A 23,690-nucleotide genomic window follows, 5' to 3' on the forward strand; every position below is an offset into this window, starting at 1 on the left:
GTAAATTATAGGCGTCATTACGAACGAAGTGAAGTAATCTCTAAATGATTACTGAAAATAACAGATTGCTTCGTGCCTCCCAATGACGAATTTTGAAACAGTCCTTTTTTAAGCAAGCTATGTCTGATATTAAAATAACCATTATAGACAGGGAAGGGGAAGCCCACGTGGTAGACGCTCCAACAGATATGAATATGAATCTTATGGAAGTGGTTCGCTCTTACGAACTTGCTGCCGAAGGCACCATTGGTATTTGCGGCGGAATGGCGATGTGTGCTTCCTGCCAGTGTTATATTCTCAATTTCGAGCATATGCTGCCCGAGCAAAGTATTGAAGAGGAAGATATGCTGGATCAGGCATTTTTTGTTGAAGATAACAGTCGCTTAAGCTGCCAGATTCCCATTACTGAAGAATTGGATGGTTTGGAAGTAAAGCTTGCTCCTGAAGCACCTTAATTTTTCGAATTATCACCGTCAAGCTGAACTGATTTCAGCTTCTAACAGGAGATGAAATTAAAGCAATTTCAAATGAATCTCACAGGTTTTCAAAACCTGTGATGTTTCGCTCATTTTATATAGTTTGTAGGTTTTGAGAATCAATATTTTCTAAGATTTCATCTTCTATGCCTTTCCATAAAATAAGTCTTGCATCGAGGGCTTCTTCGGCAATTTGCTTTACATCCTCCCATTTTGCCTCATTATCACCGCAGAGTTCTTCAACCATTTTAAAAGCCATGGGTCCGTGCTCATCAGCATCCAATTCTATGTGTCGATCAAAATAGTATTTAAAAAGGCTTAGATCTTCATTTGGGAAATTCTGCTGTACATTTTCAATAATTGAAGTGAACATTCCGGGGATTAAACCTTCGCGGCCAAAGGTGAAAGCCGATGCTATTTTATGAGATTTTCCTTCGGTAATAACTTCAAAAGTATTCTTTATAAAAATTTTAATATTGTGCGGAAGTTTGGTAGCCGCAATAAGTAAAAATATATCAGTGCCGTGTGTGACCTGGAGTAAGAAGTCTTTTATCCGGCCTGTATCGGCTCCGCTTTTTTCCATCGCGTCCAGGTACATTTCAAAATGACTTTGATGTTTTCCGAAATAATTCACATCTGTTTCTTCGGCCAAAACAATTTCGTTTATTAAATACCGGGTTTCGGGATTTCCAACCGGCACCCACGGATTTGTGGTTTTTGTTAGTTTTTCCTGTAAGGCGGTAAGCAAAGACATAAAATCCCATACGGCAAAAACGTGGTGCTCCATAAAAATTTGCAGATGCTCCGGAGTCTTGATTTTTTGATATAAGGGATGTTCTAAAAGTTGGTTTATTTTAGGCTGCAAGACCTTATTTACCTCGTTTATTTTATTTTTGTGTCCCATTTTGCAAAAATAAGATTCTGCTTAGGATTTTTAAAATTTAAACATTCATTTAAAATTGAATTAACGCTAAATTTCAGGTTTTTAAGTTATATTCAAAATATGGCGACTCAGTTTAAAAATTCATATAATATCATCGTTTTTTATTCAAATAAGTCTAAAGATTATTTGCAATTAGATGGGGTAGTGGCCCAAAAACCTAAACCGCTTAAGAAAGAATGCTGTGAAAAATATAAAAAGGGCAATCGCTGTAAACGCTGCCCTTGTTTTGACTTGTTATAGCTCAACTTTTACGTCACCCTGAATTTATTTCAGGGTCTAAGTTAATTTGAAACTAGATCAAGTTCAGGATGACAATTTAAAGCACTTTTATAAAATCATTTTTTATTGAAAAGCTGGAATCCCGGTAATATCCATTCCTGTGATTAAAAGATGAATATCGTGAGTACCTTCATAAGTAATTACACTTTCCAGGTTCATCATATGGCGCATAATGCTGTATTCCCCTGTAATTCCCATTCCGCCTAAAACCTGACGCGCTTCACGGGCTATGTTTATTGCCATTTCCACATTATTTCTTTTAGCCATAGAAATTTGGGCTGAAGTCGCTTTTCCTTCGTTTCTAAGTACGCCCAGTCTCCACGCCATTAATTGCGCCTTGGTGATTTCAGTGATCATTTCAGCAAGTTTTTTCTGCTGAAGTTGGGTTCCTGCTATGGGTTTATCGAACTGCACCCGTTCCTTTGCATATCGCAAAGCAGTGTCGTAACAGTCCATTGCTGCGCCAATCGCTCCCCAGGCAATTCCGTAGCGGGCGGAATCAAGACAGCCTAAAGGAGCGCCAAGTCCGCTTTTATTGGGCATTAAATTCTCTTTTGGGACTTTTACGTTATCAAAAATAAGTTCGCCGGTGGCGCTGGCGCGAAGTGACCATTTGTTATGTGTTTCTGGAGTAGAAAAACCTTCCATTCCGCGCTCAACGATAAGTCCGTGGATTCGTCCATTTTCATCTTTTGCCCAAACAATGGCTACATCGGCAAAAGGTGCATTAGAGATCCACATTTTAGCACCATTCAATAAATAATGATCGCCTTTATCTTTAAAATTGGTGGTCATGCCGCTGGGATTGGAACCGTGATCTGGTTCGGTAAGCCCAAAACAACCCATAAATTCACCGGAAGCCAATTTAGGTAAGTATTTTTTGCGCTGTTCTTCTGTTCCGTATTTATAAATAGGATACATTACCAGCGAACTTTGTACAGAAGCGGTAGAACGCACGCCACTGTCGCCTCGCTCAATCTCCTGCATAATGAGTCCGTAGGAGATTTGATCCAGACCGGCGCCACCATATTTTTCCGGAATATATGGTCCGAAAGCGCCAATTTCGGCTAAACCGCCAATTATAGATTTTGGAAATTCTGCCTTTTGTGCGGCGTCTTCAATTATTGGGGAAACTTCGCGTTTTACCCATTCCCGGGCGGCATCGCGAACTATTTTATGTTCATCGGTAAGCAGCTCGTCAATATTGTAATAATCTGGAGCCTGGAAGTTATCTGTTCTCATTTGTGCGGTGTTTTACACAAATGTAACCAAGCTTTTGAAAGCAAACAATTTTAAGATTATAATTTAAGATAGAAGTCTTTTACAAGGATTTTGTAGTCTTCTGTATAAAAATGCCGTGAAATTTCAATAATAAGTTCATTCTCTTCCTGCTTAATTTCTTTAAAGCTAAAACTCAATAAACTTCTTTTAATTTCTGAAGTTTCATTCCCGCGAACTCTGGTAATTTTCTTCGGAAAAAGACCAAATTCCTCTGCCAGCGCTATAAAATTTGTTTCTTCTTTATATGGAATAATGGTATTGAATTCTCCTTCTGAATGAAGTAATTTTGAAACGCCTTCTACTAATTCTGAAAAAGGTAAAGCTTCAGCGAAACGGGCTTTATTTCTACTTGCACTTTCTGAAGTATAATCTTCAGCATAAAACGGCGGATTGGAAATTATGAGTTCATATTTTTCCTCATCCTGCATTTCTTCAACAAATTCATCAAACGCAGCGTGATAACAAAACAAACGATCGCCCCAATTGCTTTGTTCAAAATTATCTACGGCCTGCTCGTAAGCATCATCATCAATTTCCAGAGCATCTATAAGAAGGGCAGAAGAGCGTTGCGCCAGCATCAAAGCAATTAAACCGGTTCCTGTGCCAATGTCTAGAATACTGTCTGGTTGGTATTCTAAGGAAGCCCATGCGCCGAGTAGGACCCCGTCGGTGCCAATTTTCATTGCGCAGCGATCCTGTTCGATTTTGAATTCTTTAAACTGAAATGCTTTTTCTGACATTTGATAAAATTAAAAAAACCGCTTCTGGTTAGAGAAGCGGTTTTGGATTTATTGGAGATTTCCGCCTTTACTGAAATAAATTCAGCACAGGCTGCGGAAATGATCTTAAACTTTAATTATTCTCCTAAAGCAACTCTTTCAAAAGCTACAACTTTAAGATCTGAATCTACAGATTTTACGTAGTCTGAAACGCTTTGCTTTCCGTCTTTAATAAAAGCCTGGTTGACCAACGTGTTATCTTTAAAGTAACGCTGAATTTTTCCCTTTGCTATTTTGTCTAACATATCTTCAGGTTTTCCTTCCTGGCGAAGTGTATCTTTAGCGATTTCAACTTCTTTATCTATGGTTTCCTGATCTACACCTTCTTCATTAAGTGCGATTGGGTTCATAGCGGCAGCCTGCATAGAAACGTTTTTAGCAGCTTCTTCAGCACCTTCAGTTTGCTTTGAAAGACCAGTGATTACAGCAATTTTGTTTCCTGCGTGAATATAAGAACCTACAAAAGGAGCTTCTAAAGTTTTAAAAGCACCAATTTCTATTTTCTCACCAATTACACCGGTTTGCTCGGTTAATTTATCTTCAACCGAAATCCCGTTATAATCTGCTTTAAGCAATTCTTCTTTTGAAGAAACGGTTAATGCGATATCTGCAAAGCTGTTGGCCATTTTTACGAAATCATCGTTTTTCGCAACAAAGTCGGTTTCGCAGTTAAGAGAGATAATTACACCCTTAGTGTTATCATCATTCACTTTAGCAATTGCAGCACCTTCGGCAGAATCTCTATCGGCTCTTTTTGCAGCAACTTTTTGACCTTTTTTACGAAGTACTTCAATAGCTTTATCAAAATCACCATCTGCTTCAACAAGGGCCTTTTTACAATCCATCATACCGGCACCGGTAGATTTTCTTAATTTGTTTACTTCTGCGGCGGTTATTTTAGCCATAGTATTGTGTTTTATTTAAAAAAGTCGCTTAGAGACCAACTGTTAGGAAAGAAACTAAACGACTTTTTTGGATGTTATAAATGTTGTTTTATTCTTCTTCGTTAGATGAAGCTTTGTCTAAGGTTTCTTTCTTAGACTCAAGTTTTACATCTTTCTTGGCTTCTTGCATTGCCTTTTTATCTTCGGCATCTTTAGAAGGAGCTTCAGCTTCTGGTTGCTTTACAGCAGCCTTTGGTGCTTTTGGCTCTTTTTCTTCATTTTCTGCTTTCTCTTTTTTAGAATCTTTAGAAGCTTTTCTTTCAGAAAGACCTTCTACTATAGAATCTGCAACATAAGAAACCACTTTGTTGATAGACTTTGAAGCATCGTCATTAGATGGGATTACGTACTCAACCTCACGAGGATCTGAGTTTGTATCTACCATAGCGAAAATTGGAATGTTTAATTTTTGAGCTTCTTTAATAGCAATGTGTTCACGAGTGATATCAACTACAAAAAGCGCTCCCGGAAGTCTGCTCATATCAGAAATAGAACCAAGGTTCTTTTCTAATTTAGCTCTTAAACGATCTACCTGAAGGCGTTCTTTTTTAGAAAGTGTATTAAAGGTACCATCTTTTTTCATTCTATCTATAGAGGCCATTTTTTTAACAGCTCTACGAATAGTTACAAAATTGGTAAGCATACCACCGGGCCAGCGCTCGGTAATGTATGGCATGTTAGCTTTTTCAGCTTGTTCGGCTACAATTTCTTTCGCCTGTTTCTTGGTAGCTACAAAAAGTATTTTTCTACCGCTGGCTGCAATTTTTGCAAGGGCATCTCCTGCCTCCTGCATTTTAGCAGCACTCTTATATAAGTTGATGATGTGAATCCCATTACGCTCCATATAAATATATGGGGCCATATTTGGATTCCATCTTCTTGTAAGGTGTCCAAAATGTACACCTGCATCAAGTAATTCTTTTACTTCTACTTTGTTTGCCATTTTTGTAATAGTTTACTTTCTGTTGAAGATAGCAACAAGTAAGTGGCTGTTTTTTATAAACACGGCCTTACCTGTTTAGATGCTAAACTAACTCCCAATAGCATTTGGGATAACAACAAAATTCTTTTTAATATTAAATGAACTTTGGAATATAGATTCCAATAAAAATTAACGCTTAGAGAACTGAAATTTCTTACGGGCTTTCTTCTGTCCAAATTTCTTACGCTCTACCATTCTTGGGTCTCTGGTCATTAAACCTTCTGGCTTTAACACCGCTCTGTTCTCTGCATCCAGTTCTACCATTGCTCTTGCAAGTGCAAGACGAATAGCTTCTGCCTGTCCTGTAATTCCACCACCGTAAACATTAGCAATAATGTCGAAGTTATCGTCATTACCGGTTAGGTTAAGGGCCTGGTTTACTTTATAAAGTAAAGGACCTGTGGTAAAGTAGTCTTTAAGGTCTTTTTTGTTCACGCTGAATTTTCCGCTTCCTTCAGAAACGTACACACGTGCAACCGCCGTTTTTCTACGGCCAATTTTGTGAATAACCTCCATTACTTAAGATCGTTTAAGTTAATAGTTTTAGGTTTTTGTGCAGTGTGATCGTGATCTGTTCCTGCATAAACCTTTAAATTTCTAAATAGGTCTGCTCCAAGTTTGTTCTTTGGTAACATTCCTTTTACTGATTTTTCGATGATTCTCTCTGGATTCTTTTCGAATAATTCAGCGGCTGTTAGACTTTTTTGTCCACCCGGGTAGCCGGTGTGACGAATGTATTCTTTCGAATCCCATTTCTTACCGGTTAAGTTGATCTTGTCTGCGTTGGTAACAATTACGTTATCACCACAATCAACGTGCGGGGTGAAGTTAGGTTTGTGCTTACCTCTTAGTAGCTTGGCTACTTTAGATGATAGGCGGCCCAACGTCTGTCCTTCAGCATCTACGTGTACCCATTCTTTGGTCACGGTAGCCTTGTTGGCTGATACTGTTTTGTAGCTTAATGTGTCCACACTAATTAAATTTACTTATTATTAAACATTCCATTCCCATTCCCAGCATGAATCATGTCGGGAAATCGGGGTGCAAATGTACAATTATAAATTCATATAGCAAATCCGAAATTAATTAATTTGTTTTGAGGGAGATAGCTGTACATCAGAATTTTATGATTGAGCTTTTTTTATTAGAATTTTCTCTTCGATTTCCCCTATTGAAGCTTTATTCCTGCTTTGGTGTTCCAAACTGAATCGGTAAAATACACATAAGTAACGTTAAACGGCAATAACTATGTTAATAAAGTCATAAACATTTTCTAATGCGTCATATCTTTGTCTCCCCAAATTGATTTAGCTATGAAAAACCTACTTATTTTTAGAAACCTTAACGCAGTGTTCGGGTTAATGCTTGTTTTAGTGTCTTGTGAGCCTAATGAAGATTACGCAGCCGAAACTGAAATTACCGCAACTAATGCAATGGCCACTATCACTCCCGAAGATCTTGAAGGAGAATGGAAACTTTCTGCAATGATTACCGATACCGTTGTAGATCTTAACAGCGATGGTGTATATAATTCTAATATTCTATTGGAAACCGATTGTTTTGTAGATATGGGTGTTGTTTTTTACGCCGGTGGTGATATGACCACTACCAACTCCAGGCTGGATTTTAGAGCAGGGGTAAATAATAATGATTTTCAATGTCTTTCCGGCAGATCCGATACCGGGTTTTGGGATGTTGAAAATGAAAACGACCAGGAAAGGTTAGTGATTACCATGACTATTAACGGAGAAACCTATACGCATAAACGTATATTAGACCGAACAACCAATACATTTGCTTTTGAAATAAACAAATTAGAATCTCAACAATATTTAAACGGTAGCCCAGATGGGACCGATGCTGAGAATGTAGACGTATTATCTTTAGAATACACTAGAGTAAATTAGCAACCTAGCCAATCTTTTTAGTGTTAGATGGAAAAACCTCGCAGCTTTGTCTGCGAGGTTTTTTTATCAATTATTTAGATAATTTACATCTTAGATCCTGAAACAAGCTCGCCTGTCCGGACGGGCAGGTTCAGGATGACGTAGTAAAAATTTTACATTTTCCTTTCTAATGCGCTTCCAGCCAGTTATTGCCTTCTCCTAGCTCGACATCTAAAGGAACTTCAAGTTTGTAGGCATTTTCCATTTCGTATTGAATCATTTTCTTCACTTCTTCCACTTCATCTTTATGGGCATCAAAAACCAATTCATCATGTACCTGTAGCAACATTTTGGTTTTGAATTTTCCTTCATTCAATTTTCTGTAAATATTGATCATTGCTAGTTTAATTATATCGGCAGCGCTGCCCTGGATAGGCGCGTTTACCGCATTTCTTTCGGCAGCGCCTCTAACTACGGCATTTTGCGAATTAATATCTTTTAAATAACGCCTTCTGCCTAAAACCGTTTGCACATAGCCATTTTCCCTGGCAAAAGCCACCTGATCTGCAATGTAACCGGTGAGTTTTGGATAGGTTTTGTAATAGGTCTCTATAAGTTCTTTTGCTTCAGAACGTGATAAATTGGTTTGGTTGCTCAAGCCAAAAGCTGAAACACCATAAATAATCCCAAAATTCACGGTTTTGGCGTTGCTTCTTTGCTCGCGGGTTACTTCATCTATATTTACATTAAAAACCTGTGCCGCAGTAGAAGCGTGAATATCCTTGCCTTCCTTAAAGGCTTTTATCATATTGTCTTCCTCGCTTAGCGCCGCGATAATTCTTAGTTCAATTTGAGAATAATCGGCAGCCAGTAGAATATGATTTTCGTCTCGCGGAATAAAAGCTTTTCTTACCTGCCGGCCACGCTCGGTTCTAATCGGAATATTCTGTAGGTTCGGGTTATTGGAACTCAATCTTCCGGTTGCGGCGATAGTTTGCACATAATCAGTATGGATTCTTCCGGTAGGCTTCTGTACCTGGTTTGGCAACGAATCTACATAAGTATTTTGCAATTTTACCAAAGCACGATACATCAAGACGTCTTCTACAATCTTGTGTTCTTTTACTAAAACCGAAAGCACATCTTCACTGGTAGAATACTGGCCGGTCTTGGTCTTTTTGGGTTTCTTCACCAGAGCCATTTTTTCAAAAAGAATAAGGCCCAGTTGTTTCGGAGAACTAATTTTAAATTCTTCGCCGGCTTCTTTATAAATTCTTTGTTCCAGTTCTTTAATATCGCTGTCCAAAGCATCAGAAAGGGATTTCAGGAAATTTTCGTCTAAATTTATGCCTTCCAGTTCCATTGCGGCTAAAACTCGAACAAGCGGAATTTCAATTTCATCAAAAAGTTTTCGGGTTTCTGCTTCTTTGAGTTCCTGCTCAAAGAATTTTTTAAGCTGAAGGGTGACATCGGCATCTTCAACGCCATATTCGGTTTGCTCTTCCAAAGGTACATCCCACATCGATTTTTGATTCTTTCCTTTTTTACCAATTAATTCTGAAATAGGCTGCGGACTGTAATTTAAATAGGTTTCGGCCAGCACATCCATATTATGACGCATATCCGGATTTATCAGGTAATGGGCGATCATCGTATCGAAAAGCCTTCCTTTTATTTCAATATTATATTTAGCTAATACTTTAATATCATATTTAAGATTTTGACCGATTTTTTCAATTTTTTCATCTTCAAAAAATGGTCTTAATTCTTCAATAAGTTCTTGTGCATTTTCACGTTCTTCTGGAAACGGCAGGTAAAAACCCTTTCCGGTTTCCCAGGAAAAAGCGATCCCAACAAGTTCAGCTTCCAGTGCGTTTAAACTCGTAGTTTCAGTATCTACACAAACGCTTGTTTGTTTCATTAAATTCTTAAGAAACAATTCCCTGCCCATTTTGGTATTCAGGCTCTGGTATACATGCGGAGTATCTTTTAATGATTTTCTCCCCCCTGTACTGGCTTCAATTTTTTCTGAATTATCACCGCCAAATAAAGAAAACTGACCTTCGCCGGCGGTTTTTGAAACTTTTTTAGCTGAAGGAGAATTGGTAACCTGGGTTTGTTGCTGGTCTTCTTCACCGCTAAATAGTTTTATAAATTGATCTCTCAACCTTCTAAATTCAAGTTCTTCAAAAATCTCCTGGACCTTTTCAGCATCTGGTTGAGAAAGTTCGTAATCTTCAGCGTGGAATCTTACATCGCAATCGGTAAGAATAGCTGCGAGTTTTTTAGAAAGAATTCCCTGTTCGGCGTGACTTTCAACTTTCTCTTTCATTTTACCCTTTAACTGGTCAGTATTAGCCAGTAATTCTTCCATACTTCCAAATTGCTTCAGGAACTTTTTAGCAGTTTTTTCACCAACCCCGGGAAGTCCGGGTATATTATCTACCGCGTCGCCCATCATACCAAGAAAATCTATCACCTGCTCGGGACGTTCAACCCCAAATTTCTTCTGAACTTCGGGAATACCCCAAATTTCTATTCCATTACCCATTCTAGCCGGGCGGTACATAAAAATATTTTCGGTTACTAGCTGGGCAAAATCTTTATCGGGAGTCACCATAAATACCTGATAATTCTCTTTTTCGGCTTGCTGGGCAAGGGTGCCAATAATATCATCGGCTTCACAACCGGGTAATACCACCACAGGGATATGCATGGCATTTAAAATATCCTGGATAATAGGGATGGCCTGCATTATGGGTTCTGGAGTGGCATCTCTATTGGCTTTGTATTCGGAGAACATTTCGGTTCTTACCTGGCTGCCTTCTTTATCAAAACAAACCGCGAGGTGATCTGGTTTTTCCCGCCTAATAACATCAAAAAGGGAGTTCATAAAACCCATTATTGCAGATGTATCAAAACCTTTAGAATTTATCCTGGGATTTTTAATAAAAGCGTAATAACCACGAAAAATAAGTGCGTAAGCGTCTAGTAAAAATAAGCGTTTTTGAGCTGCCATCTATGTTTTTTAAAGTCTATAAAACTACAAAACTTATAGCTGCATTTAAAATGCAAGTTGTAATTTTCAGAAGTTAAAAAGGGATTATAAAAACCTTATTTTTTAGCAAAAAAGATTTAAGACTTAATAAAACAGATATTGAAAAAAATAGCAATAGCCATTCACGGTGGCGCGGGGACTTTGTTGAAAGGGATAATGACGCCCGACAAAGAAATTTCCTATAAAAAAAGTTTGGAAACCGCACTTAATGCAGGTTATAAAATCCTGGAAAATAAAGGGAATGCGGTAGATGCGGTTACCGAAGCCGTGAGAATCCTGGAAGATTCTCCTTTATTCAACGCGGGAAAGGGAAGCGTTTTTACAAACGCCGGCAGCCATGAAATGGATGCATCAATTATGAACGGTGAAAATCTTGAGGCCGGCGCAGTTTCATTGATTAGCGGGATTAAAAATCCCATTTTGCTGGCAAAAAATATTATGCAAAAAAGTGAGCACGTTTTTTTAGCGGGAACAGGTGCAATGGAATATGCTAACTTATTAGGCTATAAACTGGAACCGGAAGACTATTTTTATGATGATTTCAGGTATAATCAATGGCAGGAAATTAAAGATTCTGATAATTTTCAGTTAGATCATAATGTGCAAAAAGATTCCAAATTCGGGACGGTGGGTGCCGTAGCCTGTGATTTTGAAGGTAATGTGGCTGCAGCAACTTCTACCGGGGGAATGACCAATAAAAAATTTGGAAGAATTGGGGACAGCCCAATGATTGGCGCGGGTACTTATGCCAATAACAATACCTGTGCGGTTTCCTGCACCGGCACCGGCGAATTTTTTATTCGCGGGGTGGTTGCTTACGATGTTTCCTGTCTTATGGAGTATAAAGGCTTAAGCTTAAAAGATGCTGCCGACGAAGTTGTTCAGAAGCGACTTATATCCATTGGGGGAGACGGCGGTTTAATTGCTGTTGATGCAAAAGGAAATATTACTACGCCTTTCAATACTGAAGGAATGTACCGCGCGAGTATAGATACCCACGGCACTCAAAAATTAGACATCTATAAGTAAGATTATTCTATAAAACTTTTGGAGGAAGCCATAACTTTAACTTTCCGTTCTTTTAGATAATAACTATCCCCATCTGAAAGCACGTGGGTAATTAGGTTAGTCATCGTTAGGGGTGTTCCGTCTTTTAACCGGGCGATATTGTTATGTTTCAGGTTCCCGGGATCAAAAATAATTACCATTCCAGAACCTATAATATCACATTCGTTTCCGTTTTTAATTACAATTCCGGTGTCTTCAGCAAGACCAAAACCGATAAGTTGTGGAAATCGCGCAACAGCTTCAGACAACCTTCCAAAACGACCACGCTGTATAAAGTGGGTGTCAATAATGAGTTCGGGAATAAGATTCAGGCCTTCGCGCAACTTAATAGCGCCTTTAATAAACGATTCTTTGCTGCTTCCGCCGGTTATCATTTCTTTAGACATACACATAGCACCAGCGCTGGTCCCGGCTAATACAAAATCTTCTTCGTAGTAGCGTTTTACCAATAAATCGTGAAAAAGTGTCCCTTTAATATTCCGGGTTATTTTATATTGATTTCCACCGGAAAACATCACGCAATCGGCATCCTTCAGCAAGTTTAGATTTTCTTCTGAATTTGCTTCTTCTTTTGAATCTATATAGAGATGAGATACATTATTGCAGCCTAATCTTTCAAATGCATCCATATAACTTTGTCCCACTTCATCTGGTATGCCTGAAGCGGTAGTAATTACAAGAATATTCGCACCATTTCCACCACTTTCATAAACTACCCGGGAAAGAATGCCCTGACTAATATAATCCAACCTAAAACGGTCGGCTCTATGAAAGCCTTTGTCTTCATTTCCGCCAATGGGTATTAAAGTTCCTTTAATCATATTCATTTTATAAATAGTCGTAAAAGTAACTTATATAAGTTGGGGGTCAAATATTACGTACATTTAAATGCGGCTAAATAACAGAGTTTCAGAAAAATAAATAGGTAGGTAAAATATGAAGATACGGGAAATAAATGCTATGCGCGGCCCCAATTATTGGTCGGTTAGAAGGCATAAATTAATTGTCATGGTCCTTGATCTTGAAGATATGGAACAAAAACCAACCAATAAAGTGCCGGGTTTTAGTGAGCGCATCAAGGCGATGTTTCCAACAATGTATGAACATCGTTGCTCTGAAGGTTGCGAGGGAGGTTTTTTTATGAGGGTAGATGATGGTACCTGGATGGGTCATGTTATAGAACATATTGCTTTAGAAATACAAACCCTGGCAGGAATGGATGTGGGTTTTGGGAGAACGCGTGGTTATGGCGAAGAAGGTGTTTACAATGTGGTTTTTAATTATTTAGAAGAAAAAGCCGGAAGATTTGCCGCAGAAAGTGCGGTGCGTATATGTGAAGCGCTTATTGCAGGAAGAACGTATAACCTGGAAGCCGATTTACAGGAAATGCGAGAACTTCGTGAGTCTGAAAGGCTAGGGCCAAGTACGGGATCTATTGTAGAGGAAGCCGCCAGTCGCGGTATTCCGTGGATTAGGCTAAACCAGTATTCGCTTTGCCAGTTAGGTTATGGGGCAAATCAGAAAAAAATTCATGCTACCGTAACCAGCCAAACCAGCAGTATTGGTGTAGAACTGGCTTGCGATAAAGAAGATACCAAATATTTACTGGAGCAAGCCGAGGTACTAGTACCTAAAGGCAGAATTATAGAATCTGCGAAGGAACTAAAAAAGACTATTGCTACAATTGGATTTCCGTTGGTTACTAAACCAATAGATGGGAATCACGGTCGGGGCATTAGCGTAGACATCAATTCTATGGAAGCGGCGATTAAAGGTTTTAAAGCGGCCAAAAAAATTTCTAATTCAGTAATAGTCGAGAATTTTATAACCGGAGACGATTATCGCCTTTTGGTAATAAACCATAAGCTGGTTGCCGCAGCAAAACGCACCCCGGCGCACGTGATAGGCGATGGAAAATCGAGTTTACAAGAATTGATAGATGAGGTTAACAGTGACCCACAAAGAGGCTATGGTCACGAGAAAGTACTTACCATGATTACGGTTAACGATCTTACCAAAAGTATTATTCAATCTTATGGGTATACCCTGGAGACCATCGTAAAAAAAGGGGAACAGGTTATTTTAAAGGATACGGCAAATTTAAGCACCGGTGGAACATCAGAAGATGTAACCGATATGGTGCATCCTTCCAGTATATTTATGGCTGAAAGGATTTCAAAAATCATAGACCTGGATATTTGCGGAATAGATTTAATGACCACCGATATTAGCAAACCCCTGGAAGAAACTAATGGTGCAGTGATAGAAGTAAACGCGGCTCCCGGTTTTAGAATGCACCTTGCTCCGTCTAAAGGAATTCCACGAAACGTGGCAGCAAATGTTGTGGATATGCTGTTTCCACCGGGAACCAGTGCCCTAATTCCAATAATAGCAGTAACCGGCACCAATGGGAAAACAACGACAACAAGACTTATTGCCCATATGCTTAAGATGAAAGGGCACCGGGTTGGTTACACTACCAGCGATGGAGTATATATTCAAAACCGCATGCTTATGCAGGGCGACTGCACAGGGCCATCAAGCGCGGAGTTTGTACTGCGGGATCCTACCATAGATTATGCAGTTTTAGAATGTGCTCGCGGAGGTCTTTTAAGATCCGGCCTGGGTTTTCATAAATGCAATGTGGGAATTGTTACCAATGTAACGGGAGACCATTTAGGATTGAAAGGAATACACAGTATTGAACAACTGGCCCGCGTTAAGGGAGTTTTACCGGAAACCGTAACGAAAGAAGGCTATGCGATTTTAAATGCCGATGATGATTTGGTTTTTAATATGAGTAAAAGTGTAGAAAGCAATGTCGCCCTCTTTTCTATGGACGAGAATAACGTTCATATAAAAGCTCTGGCAGCGAAAGGTGGCCTGTCGGCTATTTATGAGAGTGGTTATATTACTATTTGTAAAGGCGAATGGAAATTAAGAATTATAAAAGCTGTGAATGTACCTTTAACCTTTGGGGGAAAGGCAACTTTTATGATCCAGAATGTATTACCGGCTGTGCTTGCAGCCTACGTAAGAGGTTTTAGTGTAGAAGATATCAAGGTTTCTTTAGAAACATTTATTCCGTCTCCGGGTCAAACCCCGGGAAGGCTTAATTTATTCGAATTTCAAAACTTCCAGGTATTGATAGATTATGCGCATAATCCGGCGGGTTTAAGAGCCTTAAAAGATATGCTTGATAAAATGGAAGCTACAATAAAAGTTGGGATTATAGCCGGGGTGGGCGATCGCCGCGATGAAGATACCAAAGAAATAGGAAGTATTGCTGCAGAGATTTTTGATGAAATAATTATTAGGCAGGACAAGAATTTGCGAGGAAAATCAACCACGGATATTAGGGAAATGCTTAAAAAAGGCATTAGAGAGAACCATCCCAATAAGAAAATTACTAATATAGATTCAGAAAAAGAAGCTATTACTTCAGCTATAGAAAATGCTAAAGATGGTTCTCTTATTGTGCTATGCAGTGATATGGTTGCCGAATCCCTGGAACTCGTGATGAAATTAAAGGAAAAAGAGGTAAAGAAACTTTATAATTTATAAATAAGTAAAACCTTAAATTCCAATGCAAAACTGTATTAGAATTTAAGGTTTAAAAATGGGATGATTCCTTATTGAGAAATGTAAGATTTACTGGTGGTATTTATGTTTTTACTGTCCTGATATTTAACATACGAAAAGCCTTCGTGAATGCAATAAGAACCTATTTCTCCGTTTTTATGTAGAGCTATAAATGCAGCTTGAAAATCTTTGTAATTTGGGTTTTGTTTAATAATTCGCTGCACGGCTATTTCACAGGCTTCCTGCGGACTTTTACCCTGTCGCATTAATTCAACAATTAGAAAGCTCCCAACACTTTTCAAAATTACTTCGCCCATTCCCGTGGCAACAGCCCCGCCAATTTCGTTATCCAGGTATAAGCCGGCACCGATTATGGGGGAATCGCCTACGCGACCATTCATTTTGTAAGCAAGGCCAGAGGTAGTGCAGGCACCGGCAATATCGCCCCTGTCGTCCAGGCAAAGCATTCCTATGGTATCGTGATTTTCTATGTTAATAACGGGTTTGTATTCTTTATCTATCAGCCATTCTTTCCAGGCTTTTTCCGATTCTTCAGTAAGCAGGTTTTTTCGCTGAAATCCTTGCTGAATGGCAAATTGTAAAGCGCCTTCCCCCGCAAGCATGACGTGAGGAGTTTCTTCCATAACCTTCCTGGCTACTGAAACCGGGTGTTCAATTTCCTTTAAATAGACTACGCTGCCGCAGTCTCCGGAAGGAGCCATAATACAAGCATCTAAAGTTACATTGCCATCACGATCTGGTGCGCCGCCATTTCCAACCGTAGTATTTTTAAGATTAGCTTCTTCAATTCTAACACCTTGTTCTACGGCATCTAAAGCTGAAGTTCCTTTATAAAGAAGTTCGCCTGCAGTTTTACTGGCTTCGTGAAAATTCCAGGTGGCGATACAAATTGGTGTAGGCTTTTGCTCCTTTCTAAATGTTGCGGCGTTTAAATTTAAGTTTCCGGGGAGGAGCCCTACGCCTGCTCCCGCAATTCCGGCAGCTTTTATAAAATTTCTTCGTTTCATATAAAATAGGTTTCAATTGAAAAAGCTGTGAAAAATACTTCTTATTGCCGGTATAGTCAAATTTTATAGCTGAACGACGTTTCTGGCACTATTTAGGAATAGAATTCCAGGGTTTTTATAACTAAGACAGGCGTTAAATTAAACCTAAACGAAATTTATAAAGTAATGATTAAAAGTATATTCGCAAAAATTTAAGAGTACTCATGCGCTGGATTATATTTATAGTTTTTTTTCTTTTAATAGAGATTTATGCCTACCAGGCTTTAAAAACTCTTACCCGAAATTACTGGTTAATAATTTTATATTTTGTTATTACCGCTGCGGTTTTGGGGAATTTCCTATATCAATGGCTTACACCTGTGGTAGGTAGTGTCCTCACCGGGGCGCGGGGCTATGCCTTTGGGTTTCTACTTTCGGTATTGCTTTTTAAACTTATCCTTACCTTAATTATGTTTGGGGAAGATATTTATAGAATGGGGGTAGCGGGATATGAAAAGTTGTCTTCTTCTAGGGGAAATTTCTCGCTTCCTTCACGTAGAAAATTTTTGAGTCAGCTAGCAATGGGACTTGCTGCCATTCCTTTAGCATCGGTTTTATACGGAATGTACCAGGGGAAATATAATTTTAGAGTTTTGCGTTATACGTTATATTTTAAAGATTTGCCCGATGCTTTTGACGGTTACCGATTAAGCCAGATTAGCGATGTGCACAGTGGTAGTTTTGATAATAAAAACAAGATTAAATACGGCTTAGACTTACTCAACGAGCAGGAAAGCGATATGGTGGTTTTTACGGGCGATCTCGTAAATAATGAAGCTTCAGAAATGGAACCCTGGAAGGAAATGTTTGGTCAAATAAAAGCGAAGGACGGGGTTTATTCGATCCTGGGAAATCACGATTATGGCGATTATAAAAACTGGAATTCTTCTGAAGAGAAAAATCAAAACCTGGATACTTTAAAAGAAACCCACGCCAAGATGGGCTGGCAGCTTTTGCTGAATGAGCATAAGATTATTGAGCGAAACGGTGAAAAAATTGCTTTGGTAGGAGTGGAGAATTGGGGTGCCGGCGGATTTAAAAAAGAAGGTGATCTTGATAGGGCAGGAGAAGGTTTGAGCGAAAAAGATTTTAAAATTTTATTGAGTCATGATCCTTCTTACTGGCAGGAAAAAATAAAGAATGATCCTAAACATTATCATTTAACGCTTAGTGGTCATACCCACGGAATGCAGTTTGGTATTGAAATTCCAGGCTGGTTTAGATGGAGCCCGGTTCAGTATCGCTATCAAAACTGGGCAGGAATATATGAGGAATTTGGCCGTTATATTAACGTAAACCGAGGATTTGGGTATTTGGCATTTCCTGGTCGCGTAGGAATTTGGCCAGAAATAAGTGTAATTGAACTCAAAAAAGGCTCAAAACCTGCATAATCTGGAGAATTTGCTATATTTGAGTGAGTGATTGCTCCGGAAATAGTATGAGTTTAGTTGAGGAATTCTAATTAAAAGAAAAGCTACATGTCAAAATTTGGAGAATTAATAGATCTCAATATTCCGGTCTTGTTAGATTTCTATACCGAATGGAATGAAGATTCAAAAGCTATGAGTCCGGTTTTACGGGAAGTTGCCGCTTCTATGGGCAATAAGGCAAAAGTGATAAAAATTGATGTAGATAAAAATGCTCAACTTGCCGAAGCGCTGCGGGTAAAAGCTTTGCCAACTTTAATGATCTATAAATCTGGTGAGATGAAATGGCGCCAAACGGGAGAACAGGACGCTGCAACGCTGGTAGGTATTCTTAAAGAATATATTTAAAGTGCTTTAAAACTGAAACCTTTTTCAGCATAAAATTCCAGGACTTTAGGTAGTGTATATTTTAGATTTTTAAAGGCCTTCCGGCTATCGTGAAAAACCACTGTGCTTCCAACTGAAGCATTATCTATCACATTTTTTAAACAGTTTTCTTTAGAAATTCGGTTTTCAAAATCCCCACTTATAACATCCCACATTACTATTTTATAATTCAGTGTTACAAGGGCTGAAGCCTGTGAATTTTTGATTTTCCCGTAAGGAGGACGAAAGAGTTTTTGCGTTGAAGTTTCGGATTGCGAGTTGCAGGTTGCGGGTTTCGGGTTTTTCTGGGTTTCTCTTCTTGAATCTTGGGGCTGGTTTTTAATAGCTCTTCTCTCTTCTCTTTTTTCTTTCTTCTTCTTGTTTTCTAATAGTGATTTTTCAGTTTTAATTATATTTTCAACATAGACTTCGGTTTTAGTTTTCCACCCGTTTAAATGGTTAAACGTATGGTTCCCAATACTGTGATTTTCTTTTGACAATTGCTGAAAGATTTCTGGATTTTTCCTGATGTTGTCACCAATACAAAAGAATGTCGCTTTTGCATTGTATCGCTTTAATTGCTCTAAAACCCAGGGTGTGATTTCTGGAACTGGCCCATCATCAAAAGTGAGATAAATGCTTTTTTTACCCTGAATCCGGGTAATTCTGTTGGGATAGAGTTTCCTTAAAATTGAAGGATATTTTATAAAAAACGGATTCATATTAGAAAAGTGGTTCAGAGGAAAGCTGATTCGGGTTGCAACGTGAAATCTTCTTTCTGTCACTCCGTATCTAAAAAAAGTATTCCTGCAAGGTTCTAAAAATCTTACAGGAATACATTCAAATTCAGTTATTCTTCTACCGCAGAATCTATTCTAAGCGAATTATTTCCCTGATTCAATTCAGGATTCAAACCTTCCTGAATAGCACTCTCCTGTGGATCTTGCGGGTCTATTTCTTCTTCTTCACCATAAAAATGACGGAACATTTCCAGGTGTTCATTGAATTCTTCGGCTTTTTCTTCGAGAATTTCTTCGTCCTGATGCACTACCAGTAAATCCACAAGCGCCCGGTAACGCTCAATATCTGATACAATTTCATTGAAATTTCGATATTGTCTGTCTATATCCCAGCTGCTGTAATATTCGAGGTTTTCTTGGTATTTCTTAGCAATTTTCTCCCAAAGCTCCCTCGCTCTTTCGGGTTCACCAACTTCATAATAACCGCTTACATAAGGTTCTAATAGAGCATAATATTGAAAATGTTCTACCGGCATATTTTCCATTGCCAGATCCAGCACTTTCTTTGCACGTGTAGTATCTTGTTCGTTTAACAGGTTTTCTATCAACCTGGCAAGATTACTCCTATAAGTAATGGAATTTCGACGTGTTTCAGTATCGTGATAAATATCGTCTGATCCCATATTACCCCAATCCCAGTTCATTACAATGTCGTACATCTTATCGGTATTGATACGTCCCATATCGTAAGGATTTCTTTGGTCTATTGGGGTTCTAATAGGAACAAGTTTATAAGCTACACCTTCAAGTTGCAGGTATTCTTTCATCCAAAGATAATCTTCGTCACTAAAGCTTCCGCCGGAAAAATAAATTGGCCTTTCCCAATTATTATTAGCAATAATATCCAGCATTAATAATGTATTCTTATAAATAGCTTGCGACTCTATATTAATAACAATTTCATCTACAATTTGATCGGCAAAACGTTCTTCTACGATACCGTTTTCTAAAACAGCTTGCTTATCTACCGGAACACTTATGTTTCGCGTAGGGAAGGTGTTTATTGTCTGGCCGCTTTGTAATTCGGCTTTGGTTCTGGCGTCATCATTCTGAATATAATTCAACCACGTTTTAATAGGAATTGTATCGCGGGTCACTTCTTTGGCAAAAACCACGTCGTTCACCCCGTTGTAATCTTCATTTTCAAATTGTGATGGTATGGGGTCACTCTCAAAAGCCTTACGCTTCATCTGGTCTATATACCAGTCGGTCGCAAAAAGACTCGTATTTACCACTCTAACATCAGTACGGTAACGTTCAATTTGCTGTACATACCAGAGCGCAAAAGTATCGTTATCTCCAATGGTAAAAATAATACCATTTTCATCTACGGAATCCAGATACATTTTGGCCATGGTGAGGGTAGAATCCCGGCCGCTACGGTCGTGATCGTCCCAGTTTTCTGAAGCTAAAAGTACAGGAACCGCTAAAATTGATGCGGCTATAACTATAGGTGCCGCGATTTTTGGTTTCAGGAATTTTTTAGCCCAATCAAAGAGGGCGTAGGCCCCAAATCCGATCCAGATTGCAAAAACGTAAAACGATCCCACTAAGGCATAGTCACGTTCTCGCGGTTCAAAAGGTCTTTCGTTTAGGTAAATTTTTAGTGCGATTCCCGTAAAAAGGAAAAACACCAGCAGGACCCAGAAATTATTTTTATCTCGTTTAAATTGAAAAACCAGACCAATTAACCCTAAAATTAACGGAAGAAAATAATAGGTATTTCTGGCTTTGTTGTTTTTTACATCACTGGGGAGATTGTCTTGCGGGCCAACGTGCATCTCGTCTATAAAATCTATACCACTAATCCAGTTACCGTGCATATCGGTGTATTTTCCCTGGATATCGTCTTGTCTTCCAACAAAATTCCACATAAAATATCGCCAGTACATATAGCCAATCTGGTACTCTAATAAGTACCCGATATTTGAAGCGAACGATGGTTTTTCAATATTCAAATATTCACCAAATTGCCTTAGAAAGTTATGATAATCGTTATTATCCAATTCTCCCTGGGCAAAGCGGTTTTGAAATTCGTTTACCGCGCTTACAAGTCTCTCTTCACCCTGGTATTCCGGTTTTATAGTAAAATCTAACGCACCGGTAAAATCCATATAATTTGCAGCATGCTGCGAACTCCACATCCTGGGCAGAACTGCTTTATGAGAGTCGTCCAGGTTTTGCTTTGCGTTTTTATAATCGTTTACAATAATATATTCCCCGGCTTCTTCGTCTTTTTCATACTTGGGTTTAGCATCGGTATAAGGATTGTCTTCATCTAAACCGGCATACATTTCAGAAAACTGCGGGCCGTAAAATAAATGGGTTTCCCCGTATTGTTCACGGTTGTAATAGGCTAGTAGCTCTCGCGCATTATCAGGACTGTTTTCATTAATAACCGTAGGAGCATTAGATCTTATAGGAAGCATCACCCAGCTGGAAAATCCAATAAGGATAAAAAGTATACAAAGGAATAATGTATTAAGCTGAAAATAATTTTTCTTTCGTGTATAATTAATTCCGAAGTAAAAAGCAGCAACAATTACTAAAAGTGCGATAATGGTCCCTGTGTTAAACGGAAGTCCCAGGGAATTAGTGAAAAATAATTCTGAAGCAGCAAAGAAAGTAAGCGTGTAGGGCAGAAGAAGTTTAAAAATAAACATCAACACAGCTACCACTACAATATTGGCAATAATGAAGTTCTTTACAGTTACTTTTTTATAATTTTTAAAGAAATATAGAAATCCGATGGCGGGAATGGTAAGCAGTCCCATAAAGTGAACTCCAAAAGATAAACCAACAACCAGGGAAATAAGAATTAACCAGCGATTTCCGCGGGGTTTAAACATATCGCGTTCCCACAGTAAACCTAAATAAAACATAAGCGCCATTAGGCAGGCGGCCATTGCATAAACTTCTGCTTCTACTGCGCTGAACCAAAAACTATCAGTAAAAGTAAAGGCTAAAGAACCTACCAGGGCACTACCCAAAACAGCCATTTTATTGGCGGGTTTCAACTTTTCAACAGGGCCGGCCACTTTTAAAACCAGCAGACTTATAGACCAGAACATAAACAAAATAGCAAACGCACTTGCGGCTGCCGACATAAAATTTACCATAAGTGCTACCTGGGAATTATCTGGTGCAAATGTGGAAAAGAATGCACCCAGCATCTGATAGAAAGGCGCGCCCGGTGGGTGGCCTACTTCAAGATTTGCTGAGGTTGCAATGTATTCACCTGCATCCCAAAAACTTGCGGTGGGTTCTAAGGTGAGGGTATAAGTAGTGAGCGCAATTACAAATACAAGCCATCCTAGTATTTTATTCCACTTCCTGAAGCTAAAATCTGTCATTATTGAGTAAAGTTGAGTAGTATGTGGCGAATTTAATAATAAAATTATGAATGCTCTATAATAGAAAATTAAATGCTCTTAGGCTTACTTAGAAGCCAGGATGTATTTTTCCATTAAGCCAGCTGTAAGCTGTATTCTGAGCTAGCTTACTAACGGAAGTTAAAACGAAATATTTTCTGAAACACCTGAAAATAAAGCTGTTTTAAGATTTTGATTTTTATGGATATTTCAGTTAAAATTGAAGTTGCAAAAAATAGGTTTCATTTTTTGCAGAAAAAGTTTGCGCAATAGAAAGTTTGTTTTAAATTTGCATCCGCATTACAGCAATGGCCTATGGTGTAACTGGCAACACGTCTGGTTTTGGTCCAGAAGAGTCTAGGTTCGAGCCCTAGTAGGCCAACAAAAATTAACCGAATTCTCAAAAGAGTTCGGTTTTTTTGTTTTTAGAGCAAAAAGTTTGTAATACGGTTATTGTTAGAATGCGCTAGCCACAATGATAATCCCTAAAAACTAAAGCCAATTCCAATTTGCAATTGCGAAGTGTATTCCCGGGTATTTAAAGGTGTTTTGCTGTCAAAATAATAATCGTAGATCGTAAAAACCTTAAACCAATCTGCCAGCGGAATGTCCAGCCTAAACTGTTCTAAAAGCCTGTAATCTTTAAGATTTTTGTAAAGTGGCTGGTAGTAAACCGTATTGGTAACCGAAAATTTTTTTGATTTAGATAAATAGGAAACAGAAAAATACGTGCTGTTTCTATGATTGTATTCTGTAGTCCCGGCCCTGTCGCTATATTCAACTTCATACATATAGCTATTGCCCAAATATCCGGTAAAATTCTTCCTGTCTACCCAGTTTAACCGTAAACCGGCACCCACAAGATTTCTTTGTTCAACCACTAAAAGTTGATTGTATTGGCCCTGTAAAAAAGATTCAAAGCTTAATTTTGAGCTCAGTTTGTAATTAAAACGTGTGTGCAAAAACCATGAGTTTTGCAAATTACCTGCATCAGAATCTATTAAGCGATAATTTCCCAAAAAGAGATAGGTTCGCTTTAAATTCTTTGATTTTAACTGTGTGGTTAACGTCCCGTTTATCTGGTTCACCGAAACTCCGTCGTTATTGGAGTGATTAAAGGCAAAATCGGCATTTAATACAAACCTGGTAGAATCTATTTGAAGGCGTTTGGTTTCAATATTTACCAATTGTGCCTGCCCCAATAAGGGAAGAAGTAGAAATAATAAAAAGAATCTCCAGCTCATTTAAATTTTTTGACAAAACAAAGATAAAAAGTAATGCAAGTCTTCTACAAAAACCAAATTTCTTCTTTTTAATAATCTGAAATTAAAACTCTGTTTGCTTAGTAATTCATTAAACACTTTGTAATTTAGTTTCCGTA

General features: G+C 38.5%; 19 protein-coding genes and 1 tRNA gene. 7 read left to right on the forward strand and 13 right to left on the reverse strand.

Going from position 1 to position 23,690, the window contains the following annotated elements; all coding sequences use genetic code 11:
- Positions 1-119 precede the first annotated feature (119 nt).
- Positions 120-455, forward strand: coding sequence for a 2Fe-2S iron-sulfur cluster-binding protein (locus tag B5X53_RS13660; RefSeq protein ID WP_075325088.1), 336 nt, complete (start codon positions 120-122; stop codon positions 453-455).
- A 115-nt stretch (positions 456-570) separates the two neighbouring features.
- Here B5X53_RS13660 and B5X53_RS13665 read toward each other — a convergent pair whose 3' ends face one another.
- The 7 genes from B5X53_RS13665 to rplM all read right to left on the reverse strand — a co-directional run bounded on the left by B5X53_RS13665 (position 571) and on the right by rplM (position 6,655).
- On the reverse strand, positions 571-1,380 hold the full coding sequence (locus tag B5X53_RS13665; protein ID WP_079713777.1) for a DUF3050 domain-containing protein: 810 nt from the start codon (positions 1,378-1,380) through the stop codon (positions 571-573).
- A gap of 381 nt (positions 1,381-1,761) precedes the next feature.
- Complete coding sequence (locus B5X53_RS13675) at positions 1,762-2,940, reverse strand: acyl-CoA dehydrogenase family protein (protein WP_079713778.1); 1,179 nt, start codon at positions 2,938-2,940, stop codon at positions 1,762-1,764.
- A gap of 56 nt (positions 2,941-2,996) precedes the next feature.
- A complete protein-coding gene (locus tag B5X53_RS13680; protein ID WP_079713779.1) occupies positions 2,997-3,719 on the reverse strand; it encodes a tRNA1(Val) (adenine(37)-N6)-methyltransferase in 723 nt (240 codons plus the stop codon).
- 116 nt (positions 3,720-3,835) lie between these two features.
- Positions 3,836-4,663, reverse strand: coding sequence for a translation elongation factor Ts (gene tsf / locus B5X53_RS13685; protein WP_079713780.1), 828 nt, complete (start codon positions 4,661-4,663; stop codon positions 3,836-3,838).
- A gap of 88 nt (positions 4,664-4,751) precedes the next feature.
- Entirely contained in the window at positions 4,752-5,645 is an 894-nt protein-coding gene (gene rpsB, locus B5X53_RS13690) for a 30S ribosomal protein S2 (RefSeq protein WP_075325082.1), read from the reverse strand.
- A gap of 168 nt (positions 5,646-5,813) precedes the next feature.
- Positions 5,814-6,200, reverse strand: a complete 387-nt coding sequence (rpsI, locus tag B5X53_RS13695; protein ID WP_075325081.1) for a 30S ribosomal protein S9 — start codon at positions 6,198-6,200, stop codon at positions 5,814-5,816.
- Positions 6,200-6,655: a 50S ribosomal protein L13 gene (gene rplM / locus B5X53_RS13700; RefSeq protein WP_079713781.1), complete on the reverse strand. Its 456-nt coding sequence runs from the start codon at positions 6,653-6,655 to the stop codon at positions 6,200-6,202. Before rplM ends, rpsI begins: the two co-directional genes overlap by 1 nt.
- 342 nt (positions 6,656-6,997) lie before the next feature.
- Between rplM and B5X53_RS13705 the strand changes: the two genes are divergently transcribed.
- Positions 6,998-7,591, forward strand: coding sequence for a hypothetical protein (locus B5X53_RS13705; protein WP_101023023.1), 594 nt, complete (start codon positions 6,998-7,000; stop codon positions 7,589-7,591).
- 166 nt (positions 7,592-7,757) lie between these two features.
- On the opposite strand, the gene polA is transcribed toward B5X53_RS13705, so the two are convergent.
- Positions 7,758-10,589, reverse strand: a complete 2,832-nt coding sequence (polA, locus tag B5X53_RS13710) for a DNA polymerase I (RefSeq protein ID WP_079713783.1) — start codon at positions 10,587-10,589, stop codon at positions 7,758-7,760.
- Positions 10,590-10,727: 138 nt separating this feature from the next.
- Here polA and B5X53_RS13715 point away from each other — a divergent pair, with 138 nt between their 5' ends.
- Positions 10,728-11,657 carry an isoaspartyl peptidase/L-asparaginase family protein gene (locus B5X53_RS13715; protein ID WP_079713784.1) on the forward strand — a complete coding sequence of 310 codons (930 nt, stop codon included), beginning with the start codon at positions 10,728-10,730 and terminating at the stop codon, positions 11,655-11,657.
- Between the two features lie 2 nt (positions 11,658-11,659).
- On the opposite strand, the gene B5X53_RS13720 is transcribed toward B5X53_RS13715, so the two are convergent.
- Positions 11,660-12,517, reverse strand: coding sequence for a cyanophycinase (locus B5X53_RS13720; RefSeq protein ID WP_079713826.1), 858 nt, complete (start codon positions 12,515-12,517; stop codon positions 11,660-11,662).
- A gap of 115 nt (positions 12,518-12,632) precedes the next feature.
- Between B5X53_RS13720 and cphA the strand changes: the two genes are divergently transcribed.
- Entirely contained in the window at positions 12,633-15,260 is a 2,628-nt protein-coding gene (gene cphA / locus B5X53_RS13725) for a cyanophycin synthetase (protein ID WP_079713785.1), read from the forward strand.
- 68 nt (positions 15,261-15,328) lie between these two features.
- Here the strand turns inward: cphA and B5X53_RS13730 are convergent, their stop codons facing one another.
- A complete protein-coding gene (locus tag B5X53_RS13730) occupies positions 15,329-16,306 on the reverse strand; it encodes a glycosylasparaginase (protein ID WP_079713786.1) in 978 nt (325 codons plus the stop codon).
- Between the two features lie 203 nt (positions 16,307-16,509).
- Between B5X53_RS13730 and B5X53_RS13735 the strand changes: the two genes are divergently transcribed.
- Both B5X53_RS13735 and B5X53_RS13740 read left to right on the forward strand, forming a co-directional pair.
- Positions 16,510-17,736 (forward strand): metallophosphoesterase, encoded by a 1,227-nt coding sequence (locus B5X53_RS13735; RefSeq protein WP_079713787.1) that lies wholly within the window; start codon positions 16,510-16,512, stop codon positions 17,734-17,736.
- An 87-nt stretch (positions 17,737-17,823) separates the two neighbouring features.
- On the forward strand, positions 17,824-18,120 hold the full coding sequence (locus tag B5X53_RS13740) for a thioredoxin family protein (protein WP_075325076.1): 297 nt from the start codon (positions 17,824-17,826) through the stop codon (positions 18,118-18,120).
- Here the strand turns inward: B5X53_RS13740 and B5X53_RS13745 are convergent.
- Positions 18,117-18,860 (reverse strand): polysaccharide deacetylase family protein, encoded by a 744-nt coding sequence (locus B5X53_RS13745; RefSeq protein WP_079713788.1) that lies wholly within the window; start codon positions 18,858-18,860, stop codon positions 18,117-18,119. The two genes, B5X53_RS13740 and B5X53_RS13745, sit on opposite strands and share 4 nt — an antisense overlap.
- Positions 18,861-18,988: 128 nt before the next feature.
- On the reverse strand, positions 18,989-22,291 hold the full coding sequence (locus tag B5X53_RS13750) for a DUF2723 domain-containing protein (protein ID WP_079713789.1): 3,303 nt from the start codon (positions 22,289-22,291) through the stop codon (positions 18,989-18,991).
- A gap of 327 nt (positions 22,292-22,618) precedes the next feature.
- On the opposite strand from B5X53_RS13750, the gene B5X53_RS13755 reads away from it, so the two are divergent.
- A tRNA-Gln gene (locus tag B5X53_RS13755) sits at positions 22,619-22,691 on the forward strand.
- A gap of 103 nt (positions 22,692-22,794) precedes the next feature.
- Here the strand turns inward: B5X53_RS13755 and B5X53_RS13760 are convergent.
- Positions 22,795-23,553 carry a DUF481 domain-containing protein gene (locus B5X53_RS13760; protein WP_079713790.1) on the reverse strand — a complete coding sequence of 253 codons (759 nt, stop codon included), beginning with the start codon at positions 23,551-23,553 and terminating at the stop codon, positions 22,795-22,797.
- Positions 23,554-23,690: the final 137 nt, after the last annotated feature.

It is taken from the genome of Salegentibacter salinarum, assembly GCF_900168115.1.
In the GTDB taxonomy this organism is placed as follows: Bacteria; Bacteroidota; Bacteroidia; order Flavobacteriales; family Flavobacteriaceae; genus Salegentibacter; species Salegentibacter salinarum.